This window comes from Micromonospora chalcea, from assembly GCF_028768405.1.
GTDB lineage: Bacteria > Actinomycetota > Actinomycetes > Mycobacteriales > Micromonosporaceae > Micromonospora > Micromonospora chalcea.
Genome location: NZ_CP118233.1, coordinates 2,235,130 through 2,255,155, shown reverse-complemented (window position 1 = coordinate 2,255,155; position 20,026 = coordinate 2,235,130). Strand labels below are relative to the sequence as shown.

Below are 20,026 nucleotides of genomic sequence, written 5' to 3'. Positions count from 1 at the left end.
TGGAGAGCTATGGTTTTCCCACGTCGGCCGGGCAATCATGGGCTCATGTCCGCGCCGGCCCCGCCGTGGCTCACAGTCGATCGGGCCGTGGTCAGCATCGCGCTGGTGTACCCGATGCGCGGGCCGGCGGGAATGTTCGGCCCGACCTGCGAACTCTGCGCCCAGCTCGCGGTCGAGGAGATCAACGCCGGTGGCGGGGTGCTGGGCCGCGAGGTGCGGCTGGTGCCGGTCGACGGTGGCGCGCCGCCGGCCGAGGTGGCCGCCCAGGTGGAGGCGCTGGTGTCGGTGGGCGCCGTGCAGGGCGTGACCGGCTGGCACATCTCCTCGGTGCGGCAGGCGCTCGCGCCCCGGGTCGCGCACCGCGTGCCGTACGTCTACACCGCCCTGTACGAGGGCGGTGAGCGTACCGAAGGGGTCTATCTGACCAGCGAGACGCCGGACGCCCAGCTGTGGCCCGCGATGCGGCTGCTCGCGGGGGAGCAGGGCGCGCGCCGCTGGTTCGTGGTCGGCAACGACTACGTGTGGCCCCGGCGCACCGCGCGGGCGGCCCAGCGGTACGCGCTGCGCGGCGGTGGTCGTGTGGTGGGGCAGGCGTTCCTGCCGTTGGAGACACACGACTTCGACGACGTGTTGCGCCGGATCGAGCGCAGCGAGGCCGACGCGGTGGTGATGCTGCTCGTCGGCGCGGACGCGGTGCGGTTCAACCGGGCGTTCGCGCGTGCCGCGATGGACCAGCGCTGCCTGCGGCTGAGCACCCTGATGGACGAGAACATGCTGCTGGCCAGCGGGGCGGGCGCGACGCGGCGGCTCTACAGCACGGCGGGCTTCTTCGCCGGCCTCGTGACGCCGGAGAACCTCGACTTCCACGGCGAGTTCGCCCGCCGGTTCGGGGTGGAGGCGCCGCCGCTGGGCAGCCTGGGGGAGTCCTGCTACGAGGGCGTGATGCTGCTCGCCGCGCTGATCGGGCAGGCCCGCACCCTCGACGTACGGGCGATCGAGACGGCTGCCGACACGGTGGCGTACCACGGGCCGCGCGGCCGGCTGCAGCTGCGTCGACGGCACGTGCGCCAGCGGATCTACCTCGCCGAGGCAGACGGTCTCGACTTCACAGTGCTCGCCCAGCTCTGACCGCCCGGTACCGGCCCTTGACACGTCCACCCGGCCCGGCCCTAAGATACTTCCTGCGTGAAGTATCTACCCCAGGGGTGGGTACCGCGAATGTCTGTCCACCGTCGGCGGAATCTGTCCGCCGACCATTGTGGTGGCGCAATTCTTCACCGAATTCATCACGGCTGACACCGCCTCGCACGGGGCGGTGTCAGCCGTTGCGGCGTGCGTTCTCTCCGGGTTTCCGGGAAACAGTCAATTAAGGACCGGGAAACGTCCGCGCAATCATGCCGGTCAACGCTTTGCGTGCCCATAGCCGATGCGATGACCACAGGCGACGTCCACCCGTCGACCCCGGCATCGCCAACTCCACCGGACCGCACCGACCGTCCTTTCGCTACTTGAGCGCACCGCAGGGAGATTAGATGTCACTTCTTTGGGGCCGCCGCATCCTGGCGGGGGCCATGACCCTCGTCGCCGCGGTCGCCGTGACCGCGTGCGGCAGCAAGACCAGTGACGAGGGCGGCGCGGCCGGCGTCACCGCCGACGTCTCCGGCGACACCGTCAAGGTGGGCCTGCTCAACTCGCTCTCCGGCACCATGGCGATCAGCGAGGTCACCGTCCGCGACTCCATCATGCTCGCTGTCGAGGAGATCAACGCGGCCGGCGGCGTCCTCGGCAAGAAGATCCAGCCGATCGGGGAGGACGGCGCCTCGGACTGGCCCACCTTCGCGGAGAAGGCCGAGAAGCTGATCTCCGAGGACCGGGTCGCGGCCGTTTTCGGGTGCTGGACGTCGGCCAGCCGCAAGGCGGTCAAGCCGGTGTTCGAGAAGAACAAGGCGCTGCTGTTCTACCCGGTGCAGTACGAGGGCCTGGAACAGTCGCCCTACATCTTCTACACGGGCGCGACGACAAACCAGCAGATCGTCCCCGGGCTCGACTACCTCAAGGCCCAGGGAACGAAATCGGTCTACCTGGTCGGCAGCGACTACGTCTTCCCGCGAACGGCGAACAAAATCATCAAGGCGTACGCGGCGGCGAACGGCATGACTGTGGTCGGTGAGGATTACGCGCCGCTCGGGTCCACCGAATTCGGCACGATCGTCAACAAGGTCAGGTCGTCCGGCGCGAAGGCGGTCTTCAACACCCTCAACGGCGACAGCAACGTGGCGTTCTTCAAGGAGTACAAGTCGGCCGGGCTCACCGCCGCCGCGATGCCTGTGGTGTCGGTGTCCATCGCCGAGGAGGAGGTCAAGAGCATCGGCACCCAGTACCTGGAGGGTCAGCTGACCGCCTGGAACTACTACCAGACCACGCCCGGCGCGGCGAACGGCAAGTTCGTGGCCGCGTACAAGGCGAAGTACGGCGCGGACAAGCCGACGAGCGACCCGATGGAGGCCGCCTACGTCAGCGTCTACCTGTGGAAGGCGATGGTCGAGAAGGCCGGCGCGTTCGACGTCGAGAAGGTCCGTGGCGCCTCCGACGGCATCACCTTCGAGGCGCCGGAGGGCCTGGTCACCGTCGACGGCAAGACCCAGCACATCGCCAAGACCGCCCGCATCGGCAAGGTCGGCGCGGACGGCCTGATCACCGAGGTGTGGAACTCCGGCAAGCCGATCGCGCCGGACCCGTACCTGAAGACCTATCCGTGGGCGAGCGGCCTGAGCTGACGACGCCGGCCCCGGGCGGGGTGGCCCCGCCCGGGGTTTCGACCAGCAGTACGGGAGTACCCACCGTGACAGTCCTCTTCGGTCAACTCTTCACCGGCATCAGCATCGGCGCGGTGCTGCTGCTCATCGCGCTCGGGCTGGCGCTGACCTTCGGCCAGATGAACGTCATCAACATGGCGCACGGCGAGTTCATCATGGCCGGCGCGTACACCACGTACGTGCTGCAACAGAGCATCACCGGCGCCGGCCTGTCGCTGCTGGTCGCGCTGCCGGTGGCGTTCGTGGTCGCCGGCACGATGGGGGTGCTGCTGGAGATCCTGCTGATCCGCCGGCTCTACGCCCGTCCGCTGGACACCCTGCTGGTCACCTGGGGCGTGTCCCTGATGCTGCAACAGCTCGCGCGGGACATCTTCGGCAGTCCGAACGTGCAGACCCGCGCGCCGAACCTGCTCACCGGCAACGTGGCGGTGCCCGGCGGGCTGACGGTCGCCAACAACCGGCTGTTCATCCTGGCCCTGGCCCTGGCCGCCGTCGCCGCCCTCACGCTGGCGCTGCGGTTCACCCCGCTCGGACGCCGGATCCGCGCGGTCGTGCAGAACCGCGACCTCGCCGCGGTGTCCGGCATCCCCACCGCCCGGGTCGACCGGACGACCTTCTTCCTCGGCTCGGGCCTGGCCGGGCTCGCCGGGGTGGCGCTCACCCTTCTCGGCCCGATCGGCCCGACCATGGGCACCAACCTGATCATCGACGCCTTCCTGGTCGTCGTGGTCGGCGGGATCGGTCAGCTCAAGGGCAGCGTGATCGTCGCCTTCGCCCTCGGGGTCCTCCAGGCCACCGGGGAGTACCTCACGACCCTCAGCGTCGCCAAGGTGATCGTCTTCGTGGCGATCGTCGCGTTCCTCCAGTGGCGGCCACAGGGCCTGTTCACCCTGCGGACCAGGAGCCTCGCATGACCGCCGTGACACCCGCGCCGCCGAGCACCGCCGGCGCACCGGCCCCGGCCGACGTCGCGCCTGGGAGCCGGCCCGGTGGCCGGTCCCGGCTGCGCGCGGCCGCGGGGTTCGCGTTCGGCGCGGCGCTGCTGTTCGCCGTCGCGCCGCTGGCGCTGTCGGACTTCCGGCTGGCCCTGCTCGCCAAGTACCTCTGCGTCGCCATGGTGGCCGTCGGCATCGGCATCGCCTGGGGGCGCGGCGGCATGCTCACCCTCGGCCAGGGCGTCTTCTTCGGCCTGGGCGGCTACGCGATGGCCATGCACCTCAAGCTCGCCGACGCGGGTCCCGGTGGGATGCCCGACTTCATGCAGCTGTACGGGCAGCTCGACGAACTGCCGGTCTGGTGGCGGCCGTTCGCCAGCCCGTGGTTCGCGCTGCCGGCCACGGTGCTGCTGCCGATGGCCGTCGCGTTCGGGCTCGGCTCACTGGTGTTCCGCCGCCGGGTGCGGGGCGCGTACTTCGCCATCCTCAGCCAGGCGCTCGCCGCCGCCATGGTGATCCTGTTGATCGGCCAGCAGGGGACCACCGGCGGCACCAACGGGCTCACCGACATCCAGGGCTTCTTCGGTTACGACCTGGACGACCCGGTCAACCAGCGGATGGTCTACTTCATCATCGCCGGCGTCCTGCTCGCGCTGCTCGCGCTGGCCCGCCAGCTCGTCCACAGCCGCTACGGGGAACTGCTGGTGGCGGTGCGTGACAGCGAGGAGCGGGTCCGTTTCCTCGGCTACGACCCGGCGTCGGTCAAGCTCGTCGCCTACGTGGTGGCGGCGGGCATGGCGGGCCTCGCCGGCGCGCTGTTCGTGCCGGCGGTGGGCATCATCTCGCCCGCCCTCATCGGCATCGTCCCGTCGATCGAGTTCGTCATAGGTGTGGCGGTGGGCGGCCGGGCCACGCTGCTCGGGCCGGTGCTCGGCGCGGTGGCGGTGGCCTGGGCGCGTACCGCCCTCTCCGAACGTTTCCCGGGCACCTGGACGTACCTGCAGGGTCTGCTCTTCGTGGTGGTCGTGGCGTTCCTTCCCGGCGGCCTGGCGTCGCTGTGGGCGCTGGCCCGCCGCCGCGCCGAGCGGGCGGAGGTGCACCAGTGAGCGACGACCGGCTGGACGGGCTGTCCGTCCGTGACGTGCGGGTCAGCTTCGACGGCTTCACCGCCGTCGACGGCGTCTCGCTGGAGGTGCCCGCCGGTGACATCCGGTTCCTGATCGGGCCGAACGGCGCCGGCAAGACCACCCTTGTCGACGCGATCACCGGTCTGGTGCGCGCCACCGGCTCGGTGCGCTTCGGCGACCAGGAGCTGCTGGGGCGCCCGGTGCACCGGATCAGCCGGCTCGGCGTCGGCCGGACGTTCCAGACGTCGACGGTCTTCGAGGAGCTGTCGGTAGTGCAGAACCTCGACATCGCCGCGGGCGCCCGCCGGAGCTGGGCCACCCTGGCCCGGCGCCGGCGGGGGATCCCCGACGAGGTGGCCGCCGCGCTGGAGACCATCGGGCTGGCCGGCCGGGCCGACCAGCTCGCCGGCACGCTCGCGCACGGCCAGAAGCAGTGGCTGGAGATCGGCATGCTGCTGGTGCAGGACGCGCGGCTGCTGCTGCTCGACGAGCCGGTCGCCGGGATGAGCCACGAGGAGCGCGACGCCACGGGCGTCCTGCTGGAGACGGTGAGCCGGGACCGCACGGTGGTGGTGATCGAGCACGACATGGACTTCCTGCGTCGCTTCGCGCGCAGCGTCACCGTGCTGCACGCGGGGAGGGTGCTCAGCGAGGGCACCGTGGCGCAGGTCCAGGCGGACCCGCGCGTGCAGGAGGTCTACCTCGGCCACCCGGTCGACGCCGGGTCGGTCCCCAGCCCTCTGGAGGCATGATGCTTGCCCTGCGTGGGGTGCACGCCGGATACGGGCGTTCCCGGGTGCTGCACGGCGTGGACCTCGCCGTCCCGCCCGACGGGGTGGCCGCGGTGCTCGGGCACAACGGCGCCGGCAAGAGCACCCTGCTGCGGGTCGCGGCGGGCCTGCTGCGCCCGAGCGCCGGCACCGTCGAGCTGGACGGCGAGGACGTCACCCGTCTCGCGCCGCACGAGCGGGTGGCGCGTGGCATGGCGTACGTCCCGCAGGGCCAGCAGTGCTTCCCGCACCTGACGGCGGCGGAGAACCTGCGCCTCGTCGCCGACGCCCGGCGCGACGGCGCGGTGGCGACGGCGGAGGCGCTGGACCTGTTCCCGGCGCTGCGTCCGCTGCTGCGGCGGCGGGCCGGGCTCCTCTCCGGCGGCCAGCGTCAGCAACTCGCCATCGCCCGCGCGTTGATCACCCGGCCCCGGCTGCTCATGCTCGACGAGCCGACCGAGGGCATCCAGCCGTCGGTGGTCGCCGAGATCCAGGAGCGGATCGTCGAGCTGACCCGGCAGTCCGGCTTCAGCGTGCTGCTCGTCGAGCAGCATCTCGGGTTCGCGCTGCGGGTGGCGAACCGCTATCACGTCCTCGAATCCGGCCGGGTCACCTCGCACGGCGACGGGGGAGTGACGGCGGAGCGGGAGGTACGGGCGGCTCTCGCGGTCTGATCCGGGGCGGGTCCGATTTACATTGACGGCGGTCTTTACTAAGATCGTGGCTGGGAGTCGCCAAGCGCTGCTGGGCAGCAGTGTCGTCCACCTGGTGGGCGGCTTGAATCGATCGGCGTCACCTTCTCCGGGGTGGGCACCCAGCGAGGGCCACTGGGCGTCGGCGCATCCACTGGAGCATCATGAAAATCTCACGGACAGCACGCCGTCTGGGACTGGCCGCGGCCGCAGTTCTCGTCGCCTCGTTCACGATGGTCGTGGTCAACCAGGCCGGTCCGGCCTCGGCGCACGGATCGGTCACCAACCCGCCGTCACGCAACTACGGATGTTACGAGCGCTGGGGTTCCGACCACCTCAACCCCACGATGGCCCAGACCGACCCGATGTGCTGGCAGGCGTGGCAGGCCAACCCGAACACCATGTGGAACTGGAACGGCCTGTACCGCGAGAACGTCGGCGGCAACCACCAGGCCGCCGTGCCGGACGGGCAGCTGTGCAGCGGTGGTCGCACCCAGAACGGCCTGTACGCCTCGCTCGACGCGGTCGGCGCGTGGACCGCGAAGTCGATGCCGAACAACTTCACGCTGACGCTGACCGACGGCGCCAAGCACGGTGCCGACTACATGTTGATCTACATCACCAAGCAGGGTTTCGACCCGACCACCCAGCCCCTCACCTGGAACAGCCTCGAACTGGTGCTGCGCACCGGCAGCTACCCGACCACCGGGCTCTACGAGGCGCAGGTGAACGCGGGCAACCGCACCGGGCGGCACGTCGTCTACACCATCTGGCAGGCGTCCCACCTCGACCAGCCGTACTACCTCTGCAGTGACGTGATCTTCGGCGGCGGCAACAACCCGCCGCCGACGACCCCGCCGCCGACCACGGCGCCGCCCACCACCCCGCCGCCCACCACGGCGCCGCCCACCACGCCGCCGCCGGCCGGCAACGGCGCCTGCACCGCCACCTACCGCAAGACCAGCGAGTGGTCCGGTGGCTTCGGCGCCGATGTCACCGTCCAGGCCGGCAACGCCGCCATCTCCGGATGGACGGTGGCGTGGACCTGGCCCAACGGCCAGAGCATCACCAACGCCTGGAACGCGACGGTCACCTCCAGCGGCTCGTCGGTCTCCGCGTCGAACGTCGCCTACAACGGTTCCCTGAGCGCCAACGCCAGCACCAGCTTCGGCTTCAACGCCTCCTGGAACGGCACCAACTCCGCACCCACCCTCACCTGCACCGCCCGGTAACAGCGTCTGCGGTGGGGTGGCGCGGCACGCGCCACCCCACCGCCGGCAGGGCCCTGCGCCAGCATCAGGAACCGCGACGAGGTGAGGAACGACAATGATTTCCCGGGTAGGCGTCGGCGGCTGGTACCGAAGCGTCTTCGTGTGGATCGAGGTGTGCCTGCTTGCCGCGTCGCTCGGTGTGGCCGCCCTGTTCACCTCGACCACCCCGAGGACGGACCCGGCAGTTCTCCGCCAGGAGATCCTGACCCGGATGCGTACGACCCTCGAGCAGGCGGACCCGAAAGATCATCAGCACGCCGGGCACACCGCCCCACAGGCGCCGGCCGGAGAGCAGGCGCCGCCGGCGATCGTCTGCGGAGTCCATGTCTACGGTTACGAGCCCACCGGGGCCGCCACACTGGCCGACGTCGAGACGGTCTACGGCTTCCACCTCTGCGGCGTCGCCGAACAGAAGCGCCACTGGGACGGGGCGGTCAAGCTCGTCGGCCCGGTGATCATGGACATGACCACCCAACCTCCCGGCATTCAGGTGGTCGAGGCGACCGCCGACGTCAGGTTCGTCGACCGGCTACGGGAGATGTTCCCCGACAAGTACGAGGAACTGGCGCTCAGGGAGGCGTTGCCCGCATCGGAGATGGCCGACCTGCGACGCCGGTACGACGCCGCCGCCGGCCTCTGACCACGCCGGACGGCCGACACCCGCCGGCGGGCAAGCGGCCTGGCCGGCAGCAGATCGTCACCGGCGGGGATGCTCTCCTTCCGCCGTCTGTGGCAGCTGTTGCGCCGGTTCACGCCCGCGGCGGGTCCAAAAAGCGTTGTGCCAGATCGGCGAGGGTGTCGGCGGTGGTGTCGACGGGCGCGGTCGGCAGCACGATGTGGCTGACGACCAGTCGCGCGAGGGATTCGGCGCCGACGGTGACGTCATCGGCCGGCACCCGGGGCAGGTGCGTGCCCGCCCACTCGCTCAGCACCGTGACGGCGGCGGCCAGGGCCAGGTCGGCGCGGGTGGTCAGGTAGGGGAGCAGGGCGTCGGTGCCTCGGGCGCTGTTGAGGACGGTTTTGACCAGCGGGTCGGTGCCGGCCTGCGTCAACACGAACGTGACCGCGGCATGGACGGCGGCCCGCACGTCGCCGCCGTGTGCGGACAACGCCTCCCGTACGCCGTCCGTGAACCGGTCGATCTCGCGGTGTGCGATGGCTTCGCCGAGTCCGGCCTTGTTGGTGAACTCGTTGTAGAGCGTCTGCCTGCTCACGCCCACGCGGGCCGCCACGTCGGCCATTCGTACCGCGTCCCAGCCGCGGTCGATCGCCAGGTCGCGGCCGGCCTTCAGGACCGCGTCGCGCAGGTGGCGGCGCGCGGTGTGGCGATAAGGCGGAGGGTCGACCATGGTGCGCCGAGTCTATCGACTGGACACATGCGCCTTGCATGCCCACCAAATTTACGCGGGGTCAAATATTGTCAAGCATGGGTATCCGTGTGACAGTCGACGCAGCGCTCGACACTCCGGAGGCGGCACATGCAGACCTCGATCGATGCTCCAGCGGTCGCCGCCGGTTGGCATGACGGCAAGAAGCACCTGTGGCCACTGGCTCTTCTCGTACCGGTGCTGCCGTTCCTGGCGTACGCGTTGTGGCAGGCCGGCGCGGGACCCGCTGCCTGGTGGCTCACCCCGGCGGTGGTCTTCGGACTCATCCCGGTCATCGACGTGCTGCTCGGTGACGACGGGGAGAACCCGCCCGACGACGTCGCCCGGCGGTTGCAGGAGGTCCGTTACTACCGCTGGATCACGTTCCTGTTCCTGCCGGCGCAGTACGCCGCCCTGCTGCTCGGAGCATGGGTCTGGACGCGTGGCGGCCTCGGTCTCGCCGGCGCCGCCGGCCTGGTCGCCACCATCGGAATCGTCAACGGACTGGCCATCAACACCGCACACGAGCTCGGCCACAAGCGCGAAACGGTCGAGCGGTGGATGTCGAAGATCGCACTCGCGCCCACCGGGTACGGCCACTTCTACGTCGAGCACAACCGCGGACACCATGTCCGTGTCGCCACACCGGAGGACCCGGCCAGCGCCAGGCTGGGGGAGAGCTTCTACTCGTTCTGGCCACGTACGGTCTGGGGCAGCCTCATCTCGGCGTGGCGGCTGGAGACCGGCCGCTTCCGGCTGCGGCACAAGAGTCCGTGGACGCTGCGCAACAACCTGCTCAACGCCGGGCTCATGACCGTCGTGCTCTTCGCCCTGCTGATCGCGGTGTTCGGGTGGCGGCTCGTGCCCTTTCTGCTCCTACAGGCGATCGTCGGCTTCTCGCTGCTGGAAGCGGTCAACTATCTCGAGCATTACGGACTGTGCCGCCGGCGCACAGCCACCGGCCGCTTCGAGAAGGTCGACCCACGACACAGCTGGAACAGCGACCGCGTCGTCACCAACGTGTTCCTCTTCCAGCTGCAACGCCACAGCGACCACCACGCCAACCCGCTGCGCCGCTACCAGACGCTGCGCAGCTTCGACGTCTCGCCGCGGCTGCCCGGAGGCTACGCCTCGATGGTGTTGCTCGCTCTCGTTCCGCCGCTGTGGTACCGGGTGATGAACCCACGGGTTCTGGCGCACTACGGCGGCGACCTGAACCTCGCCAATCGCAACCCCCGCGCCGAGGCCCGACTGCGGCGCCGCTACTAGACCTCGGCCCTGCGCCGCGAATTGCGAGCACCCTTCTTATTTGCATCGACCGGGATTACGCTCTGGGCCAGTCCTGAGGTGGATCACATCGGAGGTTCCTATGAGGAGAATGACCATCCGTCGCACTTCTGCGCTCCGCCTGGTGTCGGGCGCACGCCGGCTGTGGATCGAGTGGTGCTGGTAACTGCCGGTCCGGCGGGCGCTTCCGGGCGCCCGCCCCTGCGGCGGTGGGCCCTGCGGTGACCGGCGGGCCGGAACGTTACGACTGCCACCGCGACCACGGGCCGTACGCCGGGGTCTCGGTCTTTCTGGGTCGGGTCGCCGCCGATCGGCCCCGCCTGGCGGCCCGGCACGCGGTCGAACTGCGCGCGATCGCCCCCCGGCTCGATCCGGCGGCCCGGCCGGCCGCCGAGGAGGAGCCCATCCGCTTCCACCCCGCCCGCCGTACCGCCTGCCTTGCCTACGGCGCGGCGGAGTTGGTGGCGGCCTGGGCCGGCACGCTCCGGCGGCCGGTGACCGTCCGGTTCGATCACGTCGCCAGCGCCGACGAGACGACCACCGAGCTGCTGGACGCGCTGGCCCGCCGGCTCGGGCCTTCCCGGGTGCGCCTCGACCTGCGCGACGAGGGCGCCCCCGACCCGGCGCCCGACGGGCGCACCCCGCAGGCGCTGCGGCGGGCCCTGGGCGACAGCCTGGCCCGCGGCTACTACCACCACGCGGCCCGGGTCGCCCGGCGCGGGCGGGCGACGGTCACCCCCGACGGCGACCTGCGGCACTGGTGGGCGTTCACCACCGGCCTGGCCACCGCCCTGGCAGCCCTGAACCGGGCCGCCGAGGCGCTCGACCTCTACGACGAGGCGCGGGCCGTCACCGACGATCCGAAGATCACGATGTCGGCGGCGTACGCCACCGCCATGCTGCACGCCCGGCACCTGCCGGTGGCCGAGCAGGACCCGGCGCTGGCCCGGCAGTGGCTGGAGCGGGCGCTGTACCTCGCCGCCGAGCTGGCCGACCCACGCCAGCGGCTGTTGTCGACGGTCTTCTACGAGCAGGGCCTGGCGCTGCTGGACAGCCGGGCCGGCCGGCCCGACCGCGCGCTGCGGCTCGTCGACGACGGACTGGCCCGGCTGACGGCCGCGCTCGGGCCCGGCGAACGCCCGCAGGACCTGGCCCGGCTGCGCCACAACCGGGCGCAGGTTCACCTCGCGCTGGGCGACCCGGCGCGGGCGTTGGCCGACCTGGACACCGTGATCGCGCACGACCCGGACAACTGCGAGTACTACGTGGACCGCGCCGCCCTCTACCGGGCGGCGGGCCGGACCCGGGCCGCGATCAGGGACTACGACGCCGCCATCCGGCTGGGACCGCACCTGCCCGAGGCGTACTACAACCGGGCCGTGCTCCACCAGGAGCGGGGCCGCCCCGAGCGGGCGCGCGCCGACCTGGAGCGGGTGCTCGCCATCGAACCCGGGCACCTCGACGCCCGGATCGCCCTGGTCAACCTGCACGTGGAGCGCGGCGAGCTCGACGCCGCCGAGGCCGGCGCACGGGCCGGGCTGGCCGGCGCTCCGTACGAGCCCGCGCTGCTGTGCACCCTGGGCCTGGTTCTCGCCGAGCGCGGCCGGCCCGCCGAGGCCGACGAACTGCTCACCCGGGCCCTGAGCGGGGACCCCGAGCTGGTGGAGGCGTGGACGAACCGGGCCGCCGCCCGGTTCGAGCGCGGCGACGTGGCCGCCGCGCTCGCCGACCTGAACCGGGCGGTGGCGCTGTCGGAGGCCCCCGTGCCGCGCTACAACCGGGGCACGGCCCTGACCCGGCTGGGCCGGTGGGACGAGGCGGCCCGCGACTTCGCCCATGCGCTCGCCCAGCCCGGCCTGGACCGGGCCCTGCGCCGGGATCTGCGCGCGGAACTCGCCCGCTGTCGCCGGGCGCTGGCCGGCTGACCCGGCCGGGCGTAGCTCGGGAGACGGCCGAAGACGCGCGGATCGCCACTGCCGCTCCGGCCCCGCCCACGATCGCCCGCCGGCGCCGGCGTTCACAGCAGCCGGCGCCGGGTCAGGAGCCGGAAGGCCAGATATCCCGGCGGTACCGGGAGCCAGAACGTCGCGAGACGGTAGATCAGGGTGCCCGCGACGGCGGCGTCCAGTGGCACTCCGTAGAGCAGCAGACCGGAGACGAGCGCGGCTTCGGTGGCGCCGAGCCCGCCGGGGGTGGGCGCGGCGGACGAGACACCCTCGCCGACGAGGCAGACCAGGATCACCGGGGGCAGGTGGGCCAGCGGGACCGGGCCGGCGGCGATCAGCGCGACGTAGAGACAGAGGCCATAGGTGAGGGTGAGCGCCGTCGACGCGACGACGAGCCACCGCAGCCCGTGCTGGTGGCGCAGTTCGCGCAGCGCGGTCACGACCTGGCCGGCCGCGGCGCGTCCACGCCGCCGGACCCGGGGTACGGCGAGCACGCCGGCGAGGACCAGCAGCACGGCCAGGGCGCCCAGTAGCAGCGGCAGTGCCCTGGCCGCGTCGTGGGTGAGGATGCGGGCGGGCTGGCGTGCGAACGGCAGCAGCACCGGCAGCAGCAGCACGACGGACACCACGCCGGCGGCGCGGGAGACGGCCACGGCGGTGCCCGCGTCAGCGGCGACGAGTCCCTTCTGGTGCAGGTAACGCAGGCTGAGCGCGGCGCCGCCGAGGCTGCCGGGCGCCAGCCGGTTGGCGAACGACGCGGCCACCTGCACCAGGGTGGCCTCGCCCAGCGGGACCCGGCCGGCCGTGGCCAACCGGAGCACGAGACCGCTGAGCAGGTAGGTCAGGGCGGAGCCGAGCAGCGTCGCGGCGACCGCTACCGGGTTGGCGTGCACGATCAGACCCAGGGCGGTGCGGATCTCGCCGAGCTGGGGGAGCAGCAGGTGCACGACCAACCCCAGGACCAGCAGCTCCAGGACGGTGCGGCGGCTGATCCGGACCACCTTCGCCGCCGGGCGGTCGCGGTCCGGGCTGCGTCGCAGGATCTCCTGGTGAAGGCTGTCGAGCATGCCGGGCCGGGCGCGCAGGGCGGTCCGGCCGGCGCGGGACAGCACCGCGGGTTGCAGGAACGGCACGCTGTCCGCGACCGCCGCGACACCCAGGCGGTCGATCGCCGCATCGACCACGCCGGCCGGGTCGACCCGGCCGGCCAGGGCGACCATCAGCTCGACGACGTCGCGGGCCCGCTGCTCGGCCGAGGCGTCGTCGGCGCCGAAGCCCAGGTCCACCAGGTAGACGTGGTCCCGGCCGACGAGCACATTCGCGGCCCGCAGGTCCCGGTGCGCGATGCCCACCCGGTGCAGACGCGCCACCTGGTCCCAGGCGTCGCGTACGGCGGCAAGCGGGACCGGCCCGACGACGGCGTCCAGCGGGGCGGCGTCGATGAACTCCTGCACCAGCACGGCGTCGCCGCCGGGCGCGGCGGCGGTCGTGACGACGGCCGGTATCCGCACGCCGGCACGCGCGGCGAGCAGGGTCAGACAGGTCTCGTGTTCGCTCTGCTGCCGTGCGCTCAGGTACGGCGGCGCGTCGGCCACGTGGCGGTAGCGCATCCGCCGGTAGAGCTTGTAGACCCAGTCCGCGTCGCGTTGCTCGCCACCGGTCACCTTGACGAACAGTCGCCGACCGCCGGTGGTGACCGCCTGCCACGGCTGCGAGCCACGGGCGTCGCCGTGGATCGGCGCCAACCATGCCACCTCGATCCCACGCCGCCGCAGCGTCGCCCGCAGTGCGGGCACCGACCGTTGCGGCCCGACCTCGCCGACCACGAGTCGGGCCAGACACACCGCGAGCCAGCCGACGAGGACACCGCCGGCCACATCGATCGGCAGATGCGCTCCGACGTGGATCCGCGCGACGGCGACCAGCCCGATCACCACCCAGGCGGCGCGGCGCCACCGGGGGCCGCCGGCCCGCGCGGCGACGAGCGCCAGGGCGGTGGCGACCGCGACGTGTCCCGACGGGTACCCGAGGCGTCCGGTGATCGTCTCGCGCAGGACCACGTCGGTGAACAGCGCCGCGGGCCGCTGCCGGGCGACCGCGGCCTTGACGGCTGCCGCGAGCCAGTACGCCAGATTCCCGGCCAGCAGGAGAGTCCACGCGGCGCCGATGCGGCGTGCGATGACGGCTGCTGCGGCGGCGACGAACACCGCCGGGTACGAGCCGAGCTGCATGACCAGGACCAGGACCGGGGTCAGCCCGGCCGGAAGGTGGTTGAGCAGGGTGAACAGGTCCTGCTCCCAGCGAGGCACCCGGTGGCTGCGTACGGCCGCGCTGAGCGCCGCCAGAAGGCACGCCGAGACGGTCAGGCTGACCAGCAACGCCGGCGACGGGCGATGCGTACGCGCTCCCACCGGTCCTCGGCCGCCCCTCGTCCGGCACCGTCCCTGCCGTCGACCCGAACCCTACGGTTCGTCCGCCCGCGGGAGGCGCTTCTCTCTCACCGGCCACTCTCCGGGGCGACAATCATCGGGTGGACAGGATCCTGGCGGTGCTCGTGGGGCTGCCGCCGCTGCTCGTCCTGACCCTGGTGATCGTCCTGCCGGCCCTGGAGTCCTCGACGCTGCTCGGGCTGGTCGTACCGGGTGAGACAGCGATCCTGATCGGCGGGCTGGTGGCCCACGGTGGCGCGCTGCCGCTGTGGGCGGTGGTGGCCGCCGGGGCGGCCGGGGCCTGCCTCGGTGACCAGGCCGGGTACGCCCTCGGCCGCCGGTACGGCGCGGGTGTGCTCGCCCGCGCCCCGCGAGTGCTGCGCCGGCGCCTCGACATCGCGCGGGCCCGCCGCCTGGTCGCCCGCCGCGGGGCGTGGGCGGTGCTCATCGGACGCTGGGTGGCGGTGCTGCGCGCCGTGGTTCCCATGATCGCCGGCGCCGGTGGGATGCGGTGGCCGGTGTTCCTGCGGGCGAACCTGGCCGGCGGCCTGGTGTGGGCGACGGCCGTGGCGCTGCTGGGCTACCTGGGCGCCGCCTCCTACCGCTATCTGGAACGGGAACTGGGCATCGGGGAGTGGGCGCTGCTGGCCCTGATCGGCGTCGGCGTGGCGCTGCGGGCGTGGCAGAGGGCACGGCGCGAACCGGCCGACGGTGAGCGGGCAGGCCAATCACCCGCGCGCGGTGGGGCGGATCGGTAGCGTCACTCGTGGGGGTGGCCGGCGACCGCGGAGTGCGCAGTGGGGCGAGCAGACGACGGGCGCGCGGCGTTCTGGGCCGGGCCGCTGCCGCAGGCCGTGGCCGCCGTCGGAGCCTCCACGGCCGGGCTCACCGGTGAACGCGCCGCCGCCCTGCTGCGCGAGCACGGGCCCAACCGGGTCGACGCGGGCGCCAGGCGGGGCTGGCGGCTCCTGCTGTCGCAGTTCACCAGCCCGATCATCCTGATCCTGATTGCCGCGACCCTGCTGTCGATGGCCGTCGGGGATCTGATCGACGGCACGATCATCCTGGCCATCGTCGCGGCCAGCGGTGGCCTCGGCTTCTGGCAGGAACACGCCGCCGGGCGGGCCGTCGACGCGTTGCAGGCCCGGGTCCGGGTGGACACCGAGGTGATCCGCGACGGGCGTGAGGTGTCCGTACCGGTCGAGGAGGTCGTCGTCGGCGACCTCGTGGTGCTGCGCGCCGGGGACGTCGTCCCGGCGGACTGCCGGATCGTTGAGGCGGAACGTCTGCAGGTCGACCAGGCGGTGCTTACCGGCGAGTCGTTCCCCGTACCCAAGTCGGACGACCCGTCGCCGCCGGACGCGGAGCTGACCGCGCGCGGCAACGCGCTGTGGATGGGTACGCACGTGGCCAGTGGCACCGCGCGCGCGGTGGTGATGCGCACCGGCCGCGACAGCACCTTCGGAGCGGTGTCCCGCCGGGTCGCCTCCCGCCCCGCCAGCACCGGCTTCCAGCGCGGGCTGACCCGCTTCGGGCTGCTGCTCGTGCGGATCATGGTGGTGCTGCTGGTCGGCATCTTCGTCGCCAACCTGCTGCTGCACCGACCGGTCATCGACTCCCTGCTGTTCTCGCTCGCCCTCGCCGTCGGGCTGACCCCGCAGATGCTGCCGGCGATCGTCGCGGTCAGCCTCTCCGCCGGCGCCCGTGCGATGGCCGCGCACCGGGTCATCGTCAAGCGCCTCGAGGTCATCGAGGACTTCGGCGCCATGACCGTGCTGCTGACCGACAAGACCGGCACCCTCACCGCCGGCACGGTCACCCTCACCGGCTGCCTCTCGGTCGACGGTGAGCCGGACGCCGAGGTGGCCCGGCTCGCGAGGCTCAACGCCGGCCTCCAGCGTGGATTCCCCAACCCTGTCGACACGGCGATCATGAGGGGGCAACCACCCGCCGACCCGGGCACCCGCATCGCCGAGGCGCCCTACGACTTCACCCGCCAGCGCCTGTCCCTGCTGGTGCGCGACGGAGACGAACCGATCCTGGTCACCAAGGGTGCGCTACGCGCGGTGCTCGACGTCTGCGCCACCGCACGCACCGCCGCGGGCACGGTACCGCTGGACGAGGTACGCGAGCGGGTCCTGCGACGGTTCGCCGCGCTCAGCGACCAGGGCGACCGGGTGCTGGGCCTCGCCGTGCGAGCCATGCCCGGCGTCACCGCCGTCGCCGTCGCCGACGAACGGGAGATGACGCTGGTCGGGCTGCTCGCCTTCCAGGACCCACCCCGCGCAGACGCCGCCGCCGCCATCCGCCGGCTCGCTGACATGGGCGTCACGGTCCGACTGGTCACCGGCGACAACCGGCACGCCGCCCGGCACGTCGCCGCCAGCGTCGACCTCGCCGGCGAACCGCTCGTCGGCGCCGACCTCGCCGCCTGCCCCGACGACCAGTTGCCGGAGCGGATCGCCGACGTCACCGTGTTCGCCGAGGTGGACCCGCTGCAGAAGGAACGCATCCTGACCGCGCTGCGCCAACGCGGCGACGTCGTCGGGTTTCTCGGCGACGGCATCAACGACGCTCCCGCGCTGCACGCCGCCGACGTCGGCATCTCCGTCGACACCGCTGTCGACGTCGCCAAACAGGCCGCGGCGATCGTGCTGCTCGACAAGAACCTCGACGTGATCGCCGACGGCATCCGCCTCGGCCGCCGCACGTTCACCAACACCTTGAAGTACATCCGGGTCAACACCAGCGCGTCCTTCGGCAACGTCGTCAGCATGAGCATCGCCGCGCTCCTGCTGCCCTTCCTGCCGCTGCTGCCCCGTCAGGTCCTGCTGCTCAACTTCCTCTCCGACATCCCCTACACCACCCTGTCCACCGACTACGCCGATGCCGAGCAGATCCAGCATCCGCGTACCGTCGACGTCCGGACCATCCGCAGGTTCATGCTGGTGTACGGCTCGATCAGCATCGCCGTGGACCTCCTCGTACTCGGCGCCCTGCGCTGGTGGTGGCACGTGTCGACCGACGTCTTCCGCGCCGCCTGGTTCGTCCAGTTCACCGCCACCGAGATCATCGCGCTGCTGGTGCTGCGCTCCAATCGGAGTTTCCTGCGCAGCCGCCCCTCCGCCGCGCTCGCCGGCACCGGACTGTTGCTCATCACGGTCACCGTCGCGCTGCCCTTCAGCCCACTGTCCGGGCCACTCGGACTCGCCGCGCTCCCGCCGGTGGTGCTGGCGGCCCTCGCCGCGGTCACCCTGGTCAACGTCGCCGCCAACGAGACCGCCAAGCACGTCGTCCCGCCGGACCCGACCGCCGCACGGCGGGTGCCCCGCCCGTGACGGTCTCGCGTCCATCGGTGATCGCCTATTGACAAACAAAATTAACAATTGGACCCTGCTGAGAGAGCGCTCTCCCGTCCCTGTCTCCAGCGAGGTGTCGCCATGCGTCTTCGAAGAAAGCTGCTCGCCGCCGCGTCCGCACTGCTCGCCGGGCTCGCGGGCACCGTCGTCGCCACGCCCGCCCACGCGGTCGGACCGGCGTTGCTACCCGTCACCGTCACCAACACCACCGGTCGCACCGACCCGGTCTACCTCTACGTCATCGGCGTCCAGCTGTCCTCCGGCCGGCTCGGCTACGTCACCGCCGGTGGCGCCTTCGTGCCGTGGAGCGGCGGGCAGATCCCGCCGTCGCCCGCGCCGGACGTCTCCATACCGGGCCCCGGCAACGGCGGTAGCACCACGATCCAGTTCCCCCGGGGCTTCTCCGGCCGGGCCTACTTCGCCCTCGGGCAGAAGCTGAAGTTCTTCCTCACCCCGGACGGGCTGGTGCAGCCCGCGCCCTGGGCGGCCGGTGACGCGAACCGCGACATCCTCTTCGACTGGAGCGAGTTCACCTACAACGACTCCGGGCTGTGGCTCAACAGCTCCCAGGTCGACATGTTCGCGATCCCGCACGCGGTCACGGTGACCGGCGCCAACGGCGTCACCAAGCGCACCGGCGACGTGGTGGCCAACGGACGCAACGCGGTCATCGACGGCATCCGGGCGCAGCCGGGCTGGGCCAACACCGTCCACACCCGCTCAGACGGGACCGTGCTGCGCGTCCTGGCTCCGGGGAAGGCGGCCGGGGCCGGCCTGCTGAGCACCACCTATCTGGACTCCTACATCGCCTCCGCGTGGAACGCGTACACCACGAAGACGCTGACCGTGGCGCCCTTCGCCGACCAGCCGGCCATCCGGTACTACGGCCGCACCTCGGGCAACACCATGACCTTCACAAACGGCAGCGGCCAGGTGGTCGCCTCCTTCAACCGGCCCTCCTCGGCCAGCGTCTGGGGATGCGACGGCGACCTGCCCGCGCCGAACGACCAGGTGGTCGGCCCGATCTCGCGTACGCTCTGCGCGGCCCTCAACCGAGGCACGCTCGGCACCATCGACACCCAGCCCAGCACGAACGCCGCCGACTTCTACCGCAGCAACCCCACCAACCAGTACGCCCGCCTGATCCACGCCCACATGACCGACGGCCGGGCGTACGCGTTCGCCTTCGACGACGTCGGCGGATTCGAGTCACTGGTGCACGACGGCGACCCCCGTTCGGCCGGACTGATCCTCAGCCCGTTCACCGGCGGTGGGGGCGGCAACCCGGCCACCGGGGTGCCCGTGGTCAGCAACTGGAACAACAAGTGCATCGACGTGCCGAGCTCCAACTTCGTCGACCGCGCGCCGCTGCAGATGTGGAACTGCAACAACACCAACGCGCAGAAGTGGACGTTCAGCGGCACGGCGCTGAAGAGCCAGAACAACAAGTGCATGGACGTCGACGCCGGGTCCACCGCCAACGGGGCGGTGGTGCAGCTCTACACCTGCAACGGCACCGGCGCCCAGCAGTTCACCCTGAACTCGGCCGGAGACCTGGTCAACCTTCAGGCCGACAAGTGCGTCGACATCAAGGACCGGAACGGCAACGACGGCGCGAGGCTCCAGCTCTGGGACTGCACGGGCACGGCCGGCCAGAAGTGGCGTAAGGGCTGACCGGCCCTGCGACGGGGGGCGGGGGCCGACCGCGAGTCGCTCCCGCCACCCGCCGCGACGGCTCGCCGTCCCGCAGGACGGACGCGCCGACCACGTCGGCTCACCGCCCCATACGATGGACAACGGTGCTGGTTCGCCGTGCCCGTGAAGGGTGCGGCGTCGTAAGAGGGAACCCGGTGTGAGTCCGGGACTGCCCCGCAGCGGTGAGTGGGAACGACAGCCGTCATCGAAGCACTGGACCGTGAGGTCTGGGAAGCGACGGCCAGTAGGTGACCGGGTGGATCCGGTCGCGCCCGCGAGTCCGAAGACCTGCCCGCACCGCGCGCACCGTCCGGTGTGCGCCGCCGACGGTC

Annotated in this window: 15 protein-coding genes and 1 riboswitch; of the genes, 13 read left to right on the top strand and 2 right to left on the bottom strand. The window is 71.9% G+C overall.

Annotated elements, in window-relative coordinates; all coding sequences use genetic code 11:
- Positions 1 to 45 precede the first annotated feature (45 nt).
- The 8 genes from PVK74_RS10160 to PVK74_RS10125 all read left to right on the top strand — a co-directional run bounded on the left by PVK74_RS10160 (position 46) and on the right by PVK74_RS10125 (position 8,251).
- Positions 46 to 1,128 carry a substrate-binding domain-containing protein gene (locus tag PVK74_RS10160; RefSeq protein WP_043322855.1) on the top strand — a complete coding sequence of 361 codons (1,083 nt, stop codon included), beginning with the start codon at positions 46 to 48 and terminating at the stop codon, positions 1,126 to 1,128.
- A 443-nt stretch (positions 1,129 to 1,571) separates the two neighbouring features.
- Positions 1,572 to 2,777 carry an urea ABC transporter substrate-binding protein gene (urtA, locus tag PVK74_RS10155; RefSeq protein WP_247660278.1) on the top strand — a complete coding sequence of 402 codons (1,206 nt, stop codon included), beginning with the start codon at positions 1,572 to 1,574 and terminating at the stop codon, positions 2,775 to 2,777.
- A gap of 65 nt (positions 2,778 to 2,842) precedes the next feature.
- Positions 2,843 to 3,730, top strand: a complete 888-nt coding sequence (gene urtB, locus PVK74_RS10150; protein WP_274478925.1) for an urea ABC transporter permease subunit UrtB — start codon at positions 2,843 to 2,845, stop codon at positions 3,728 to 3,730.
- Positions 3,727 to 4,857, top strand: a complete 1,131-nt coding sequence (gene urtC / locus PVK74_RS10145) for an urea ABC transporter permease subunit UrtC (RefSeq protein WP_274478924.1) — start codon at positions 3,727 to 3,729, stop codon at positions 4,855 to 4,857. Before urtB ends, urtC begins: the two co-directional genes overlap by 4 nt.
- A complete protein-coding gene (gene urtD, locus PVK74_RS10140) occupies positions 4,854 to 5,630 on the top strand; it encodes an urea ABC transporter ATP-binding protein UrtD (protein ID WP_084789371.1) in 777 nt (258 codons plus the stop codon). Before urtC ends, urtD begins: the two co-directional genes overlap by 4 nt.
- Positions 5,630 to 6,322: an urea ABC transporter ATP-binding subunit UrtE gene (urtE, locus tag PVK74_RS10135; RefSeq protein WP_274478923.1), complete on the top strand. Its 693-nt coding sequence runs from the start codon at positions 5,630 to 5,632 to the stop codon at positions 6,320 to 6,322. Before urtD ends, urtE begins: the two co-directional genes overlap by 1 nt.
- Positions 6,323 to 6,504: 182 nt before the next feature.
- A complete protein-coding gene (locus PVK74_RS10130; RefSeq protein WP_043322864.1) occupies positions 6,505 to 7,572 on the top strand; it encodes a lytic polysaccharide monooxygenase auxiliary activity family 9 protein in 1,068 nt (355 codons plus the stop codon).
- 94 nt (positions 7,573 to 7,666) lie between these two features.
- The gene (locus PVK74_RS10125) at positions 7,667 to 8,251 is read left to right on the top strand and encodes a hypothetical protein (RefSeq protein WP_043322868.1); all 585 of its coding nucleotides are present in this window, start codon (positions 7,667 to 7,669) and stop codon (positions 8,249 to 8,251) included.
- Positions 8,252 to 8,360: 109 nt separating this feature from the next.
- Here PVK74_RS10125 and PVK74_RS10120 read toward each other — a convergent pair whose 3' ends face one another.
- Positions 8,361 to 8,960, bottom strand: coding sequence for a TetR/AcrR family transcriptional regulator (locus PVK74_RS10120; protein WP_043322870.1), 600 nt, complete (start codon positions 8,958 to 8,960; stop codon positions 8,361 to 8,363).
- A gap of 129 nt (positions 8,961 to 9,089) precedes the next feature.
- On the opposite strand from PVK74_RS10120, the gene PVK74_RS10115 reads away from it, so the two are divergent.
- Positions 9,090 to 10,247 (top strand): alkane 1-monooxygenase, encoded by a 1,158-nt coding sequence (locus tag PVK74_RS10115; protein WP_043322873.1) that lies wholly within the window; start codon positions 9,090 to 9,092, stop codon positions 10,245 to 10,247.
- Between the two features lie 227 nt (positions 10,248 to 10,474).
- Entirely contained in the window at positions 10,475 to 12,190 is a 1,716-nt protein-coding gene (locus tag PVK74_RS10110; protein ID WP_274478922.1) for a tetratricopeptide repeat protein, read from the top strand.
- A gap of 92 nt (positions 12,191 to 12,282) precedes the next feature.
- On the opposite strand, the gene PVK74_RS10105 is transcribed toward PVK74_RS10110, so the two are convergent.
- Entirely contained in the window at positions 12,283 to 14,622 is a 2,340-nt protein-coding gene (locus tag PVK74_RS10105) for a lysylphosphatidylglycerol synthase domain-containing protein (RefSeq protein WP_064445452.1), read from the bottom strand.
- A 119-nt stretch (positions 14,623 to 14,741) separates the two neighbouring features.
- On the opposite strand from PVK74_RS10105, the gene PVK74_RS10100 reads away from it, so the two are divergent.
- The 3 genes from PVK74_RS10100 to PVK74_RS10090 all read left to right on the top strand — a co-directional run bounded on the left by PVK74_RS10100 (position 14,742) and on the right by PVK74_RS10090 (position 19,673).
- On the top strand, positions 14,742 to 15,398 hold the full coding sequence (locus PVK74_RS10100; protein WP_166456141.1) for a DedA family protein: 657 nt from the start codon (positions 14,742 to 14,744) through the stop codon (positions 15,396 to 15,398).
- Positions 15,399 to 15,437: 39 nt separating this feature from the next.
- Complete coding sequence (gene mgtA, locus PVK74_RS10095; protein WP_274478921.1) at positions 15,438 to 17,978, top strand: magnesium-translocating P-type ATPase; 2,541 nt, start codon at positions 15,438 to 15,440, stop codon at positions 17,976 to 17,978.
- Positions 17,979 to 18,080: 102 nt separating this feature from the next.
- Positions 18,081 to 19,673, top strand: a complete 1,593-nt coding sequence (locus PVK74_RS10090) for a beta-1,3-glucanase family protein (RefSeq protein WP_274478920.1) — start codon at positions 18,081 to 18,083, stop codon at positions 19,671 to 19,673.
- A 112-nt stretch (positions 19,674 to 19,785) separates the two neighbouring features.
- A riboswitch (cobalamin riboswitch) is annotated at positions 19,786 to 20,004 on the top strand.
- Positions 20,005 to 20,026: the final 22 nt, after the last annotated feature.

Coding starts and splice junctions, on each gene's coding strand:
- PVK74_RS10160 (WP_043322855.1), top strand. CDS start 46: ATGTCCGCGCCGGCCCCGCCGTGGCTCACAGTCGATCGGGCCGTGGTC.
- urtA (WP_247660278.1), top strand. CDS start 1,572: ATGACCCTCGTCGCCGCGGTCGCCGTGACCGCGTGCGGCAGCAAGACC.
- urtC (WP_274478924.1), top strand. CDS start 3,727: ATGACCGCCGTGACACCCGCGCCGCCGAGCACCGCCGGCGCACCGGCC.
- urtE (WP_274478923.1), top strand. CDS start 5,630: ATGCTTGCCCTGCGTGGGGTGCACGCCGGATACGGGCGTTCCCGGGTG.
- PVK74_RS10130 (WP_043322864.1), top strand. CDS start 6,505: ATGAAAATCTCACGGACAGCACGCCGTCTGGGACTGGCCGCGGCCGCA.
- PVK74_RS10125 (WP_043322868.1), top strand. CDS start 7,667: ATGATTTCCCGGGTAGGCGTCGGCGGCTGGTACCGAAGCGTCTTCGTG.
- PVK74_RS10120 (WP_043322870.1), bottom strand. CDS start 8,960: ATGGTCGACCCTCCGCCTTATCGCCACACCGCGCGCCGCCACCTGCGC.
- PVK74_RS10115 (WP_043322873.1), top strand. CDS start 9,090: ATGCAGACCTCGATCGATGCTCCAGCGGTCGCCGCCGGTTGGCATGAC.
- PVK74_RS10090 (WP_274478920.1), top strand. CDS start 18,081: ATGCGTCTTCGAAGAAAGCTGCTCGCCGCCGCGTCCGCACTGCTCGCC.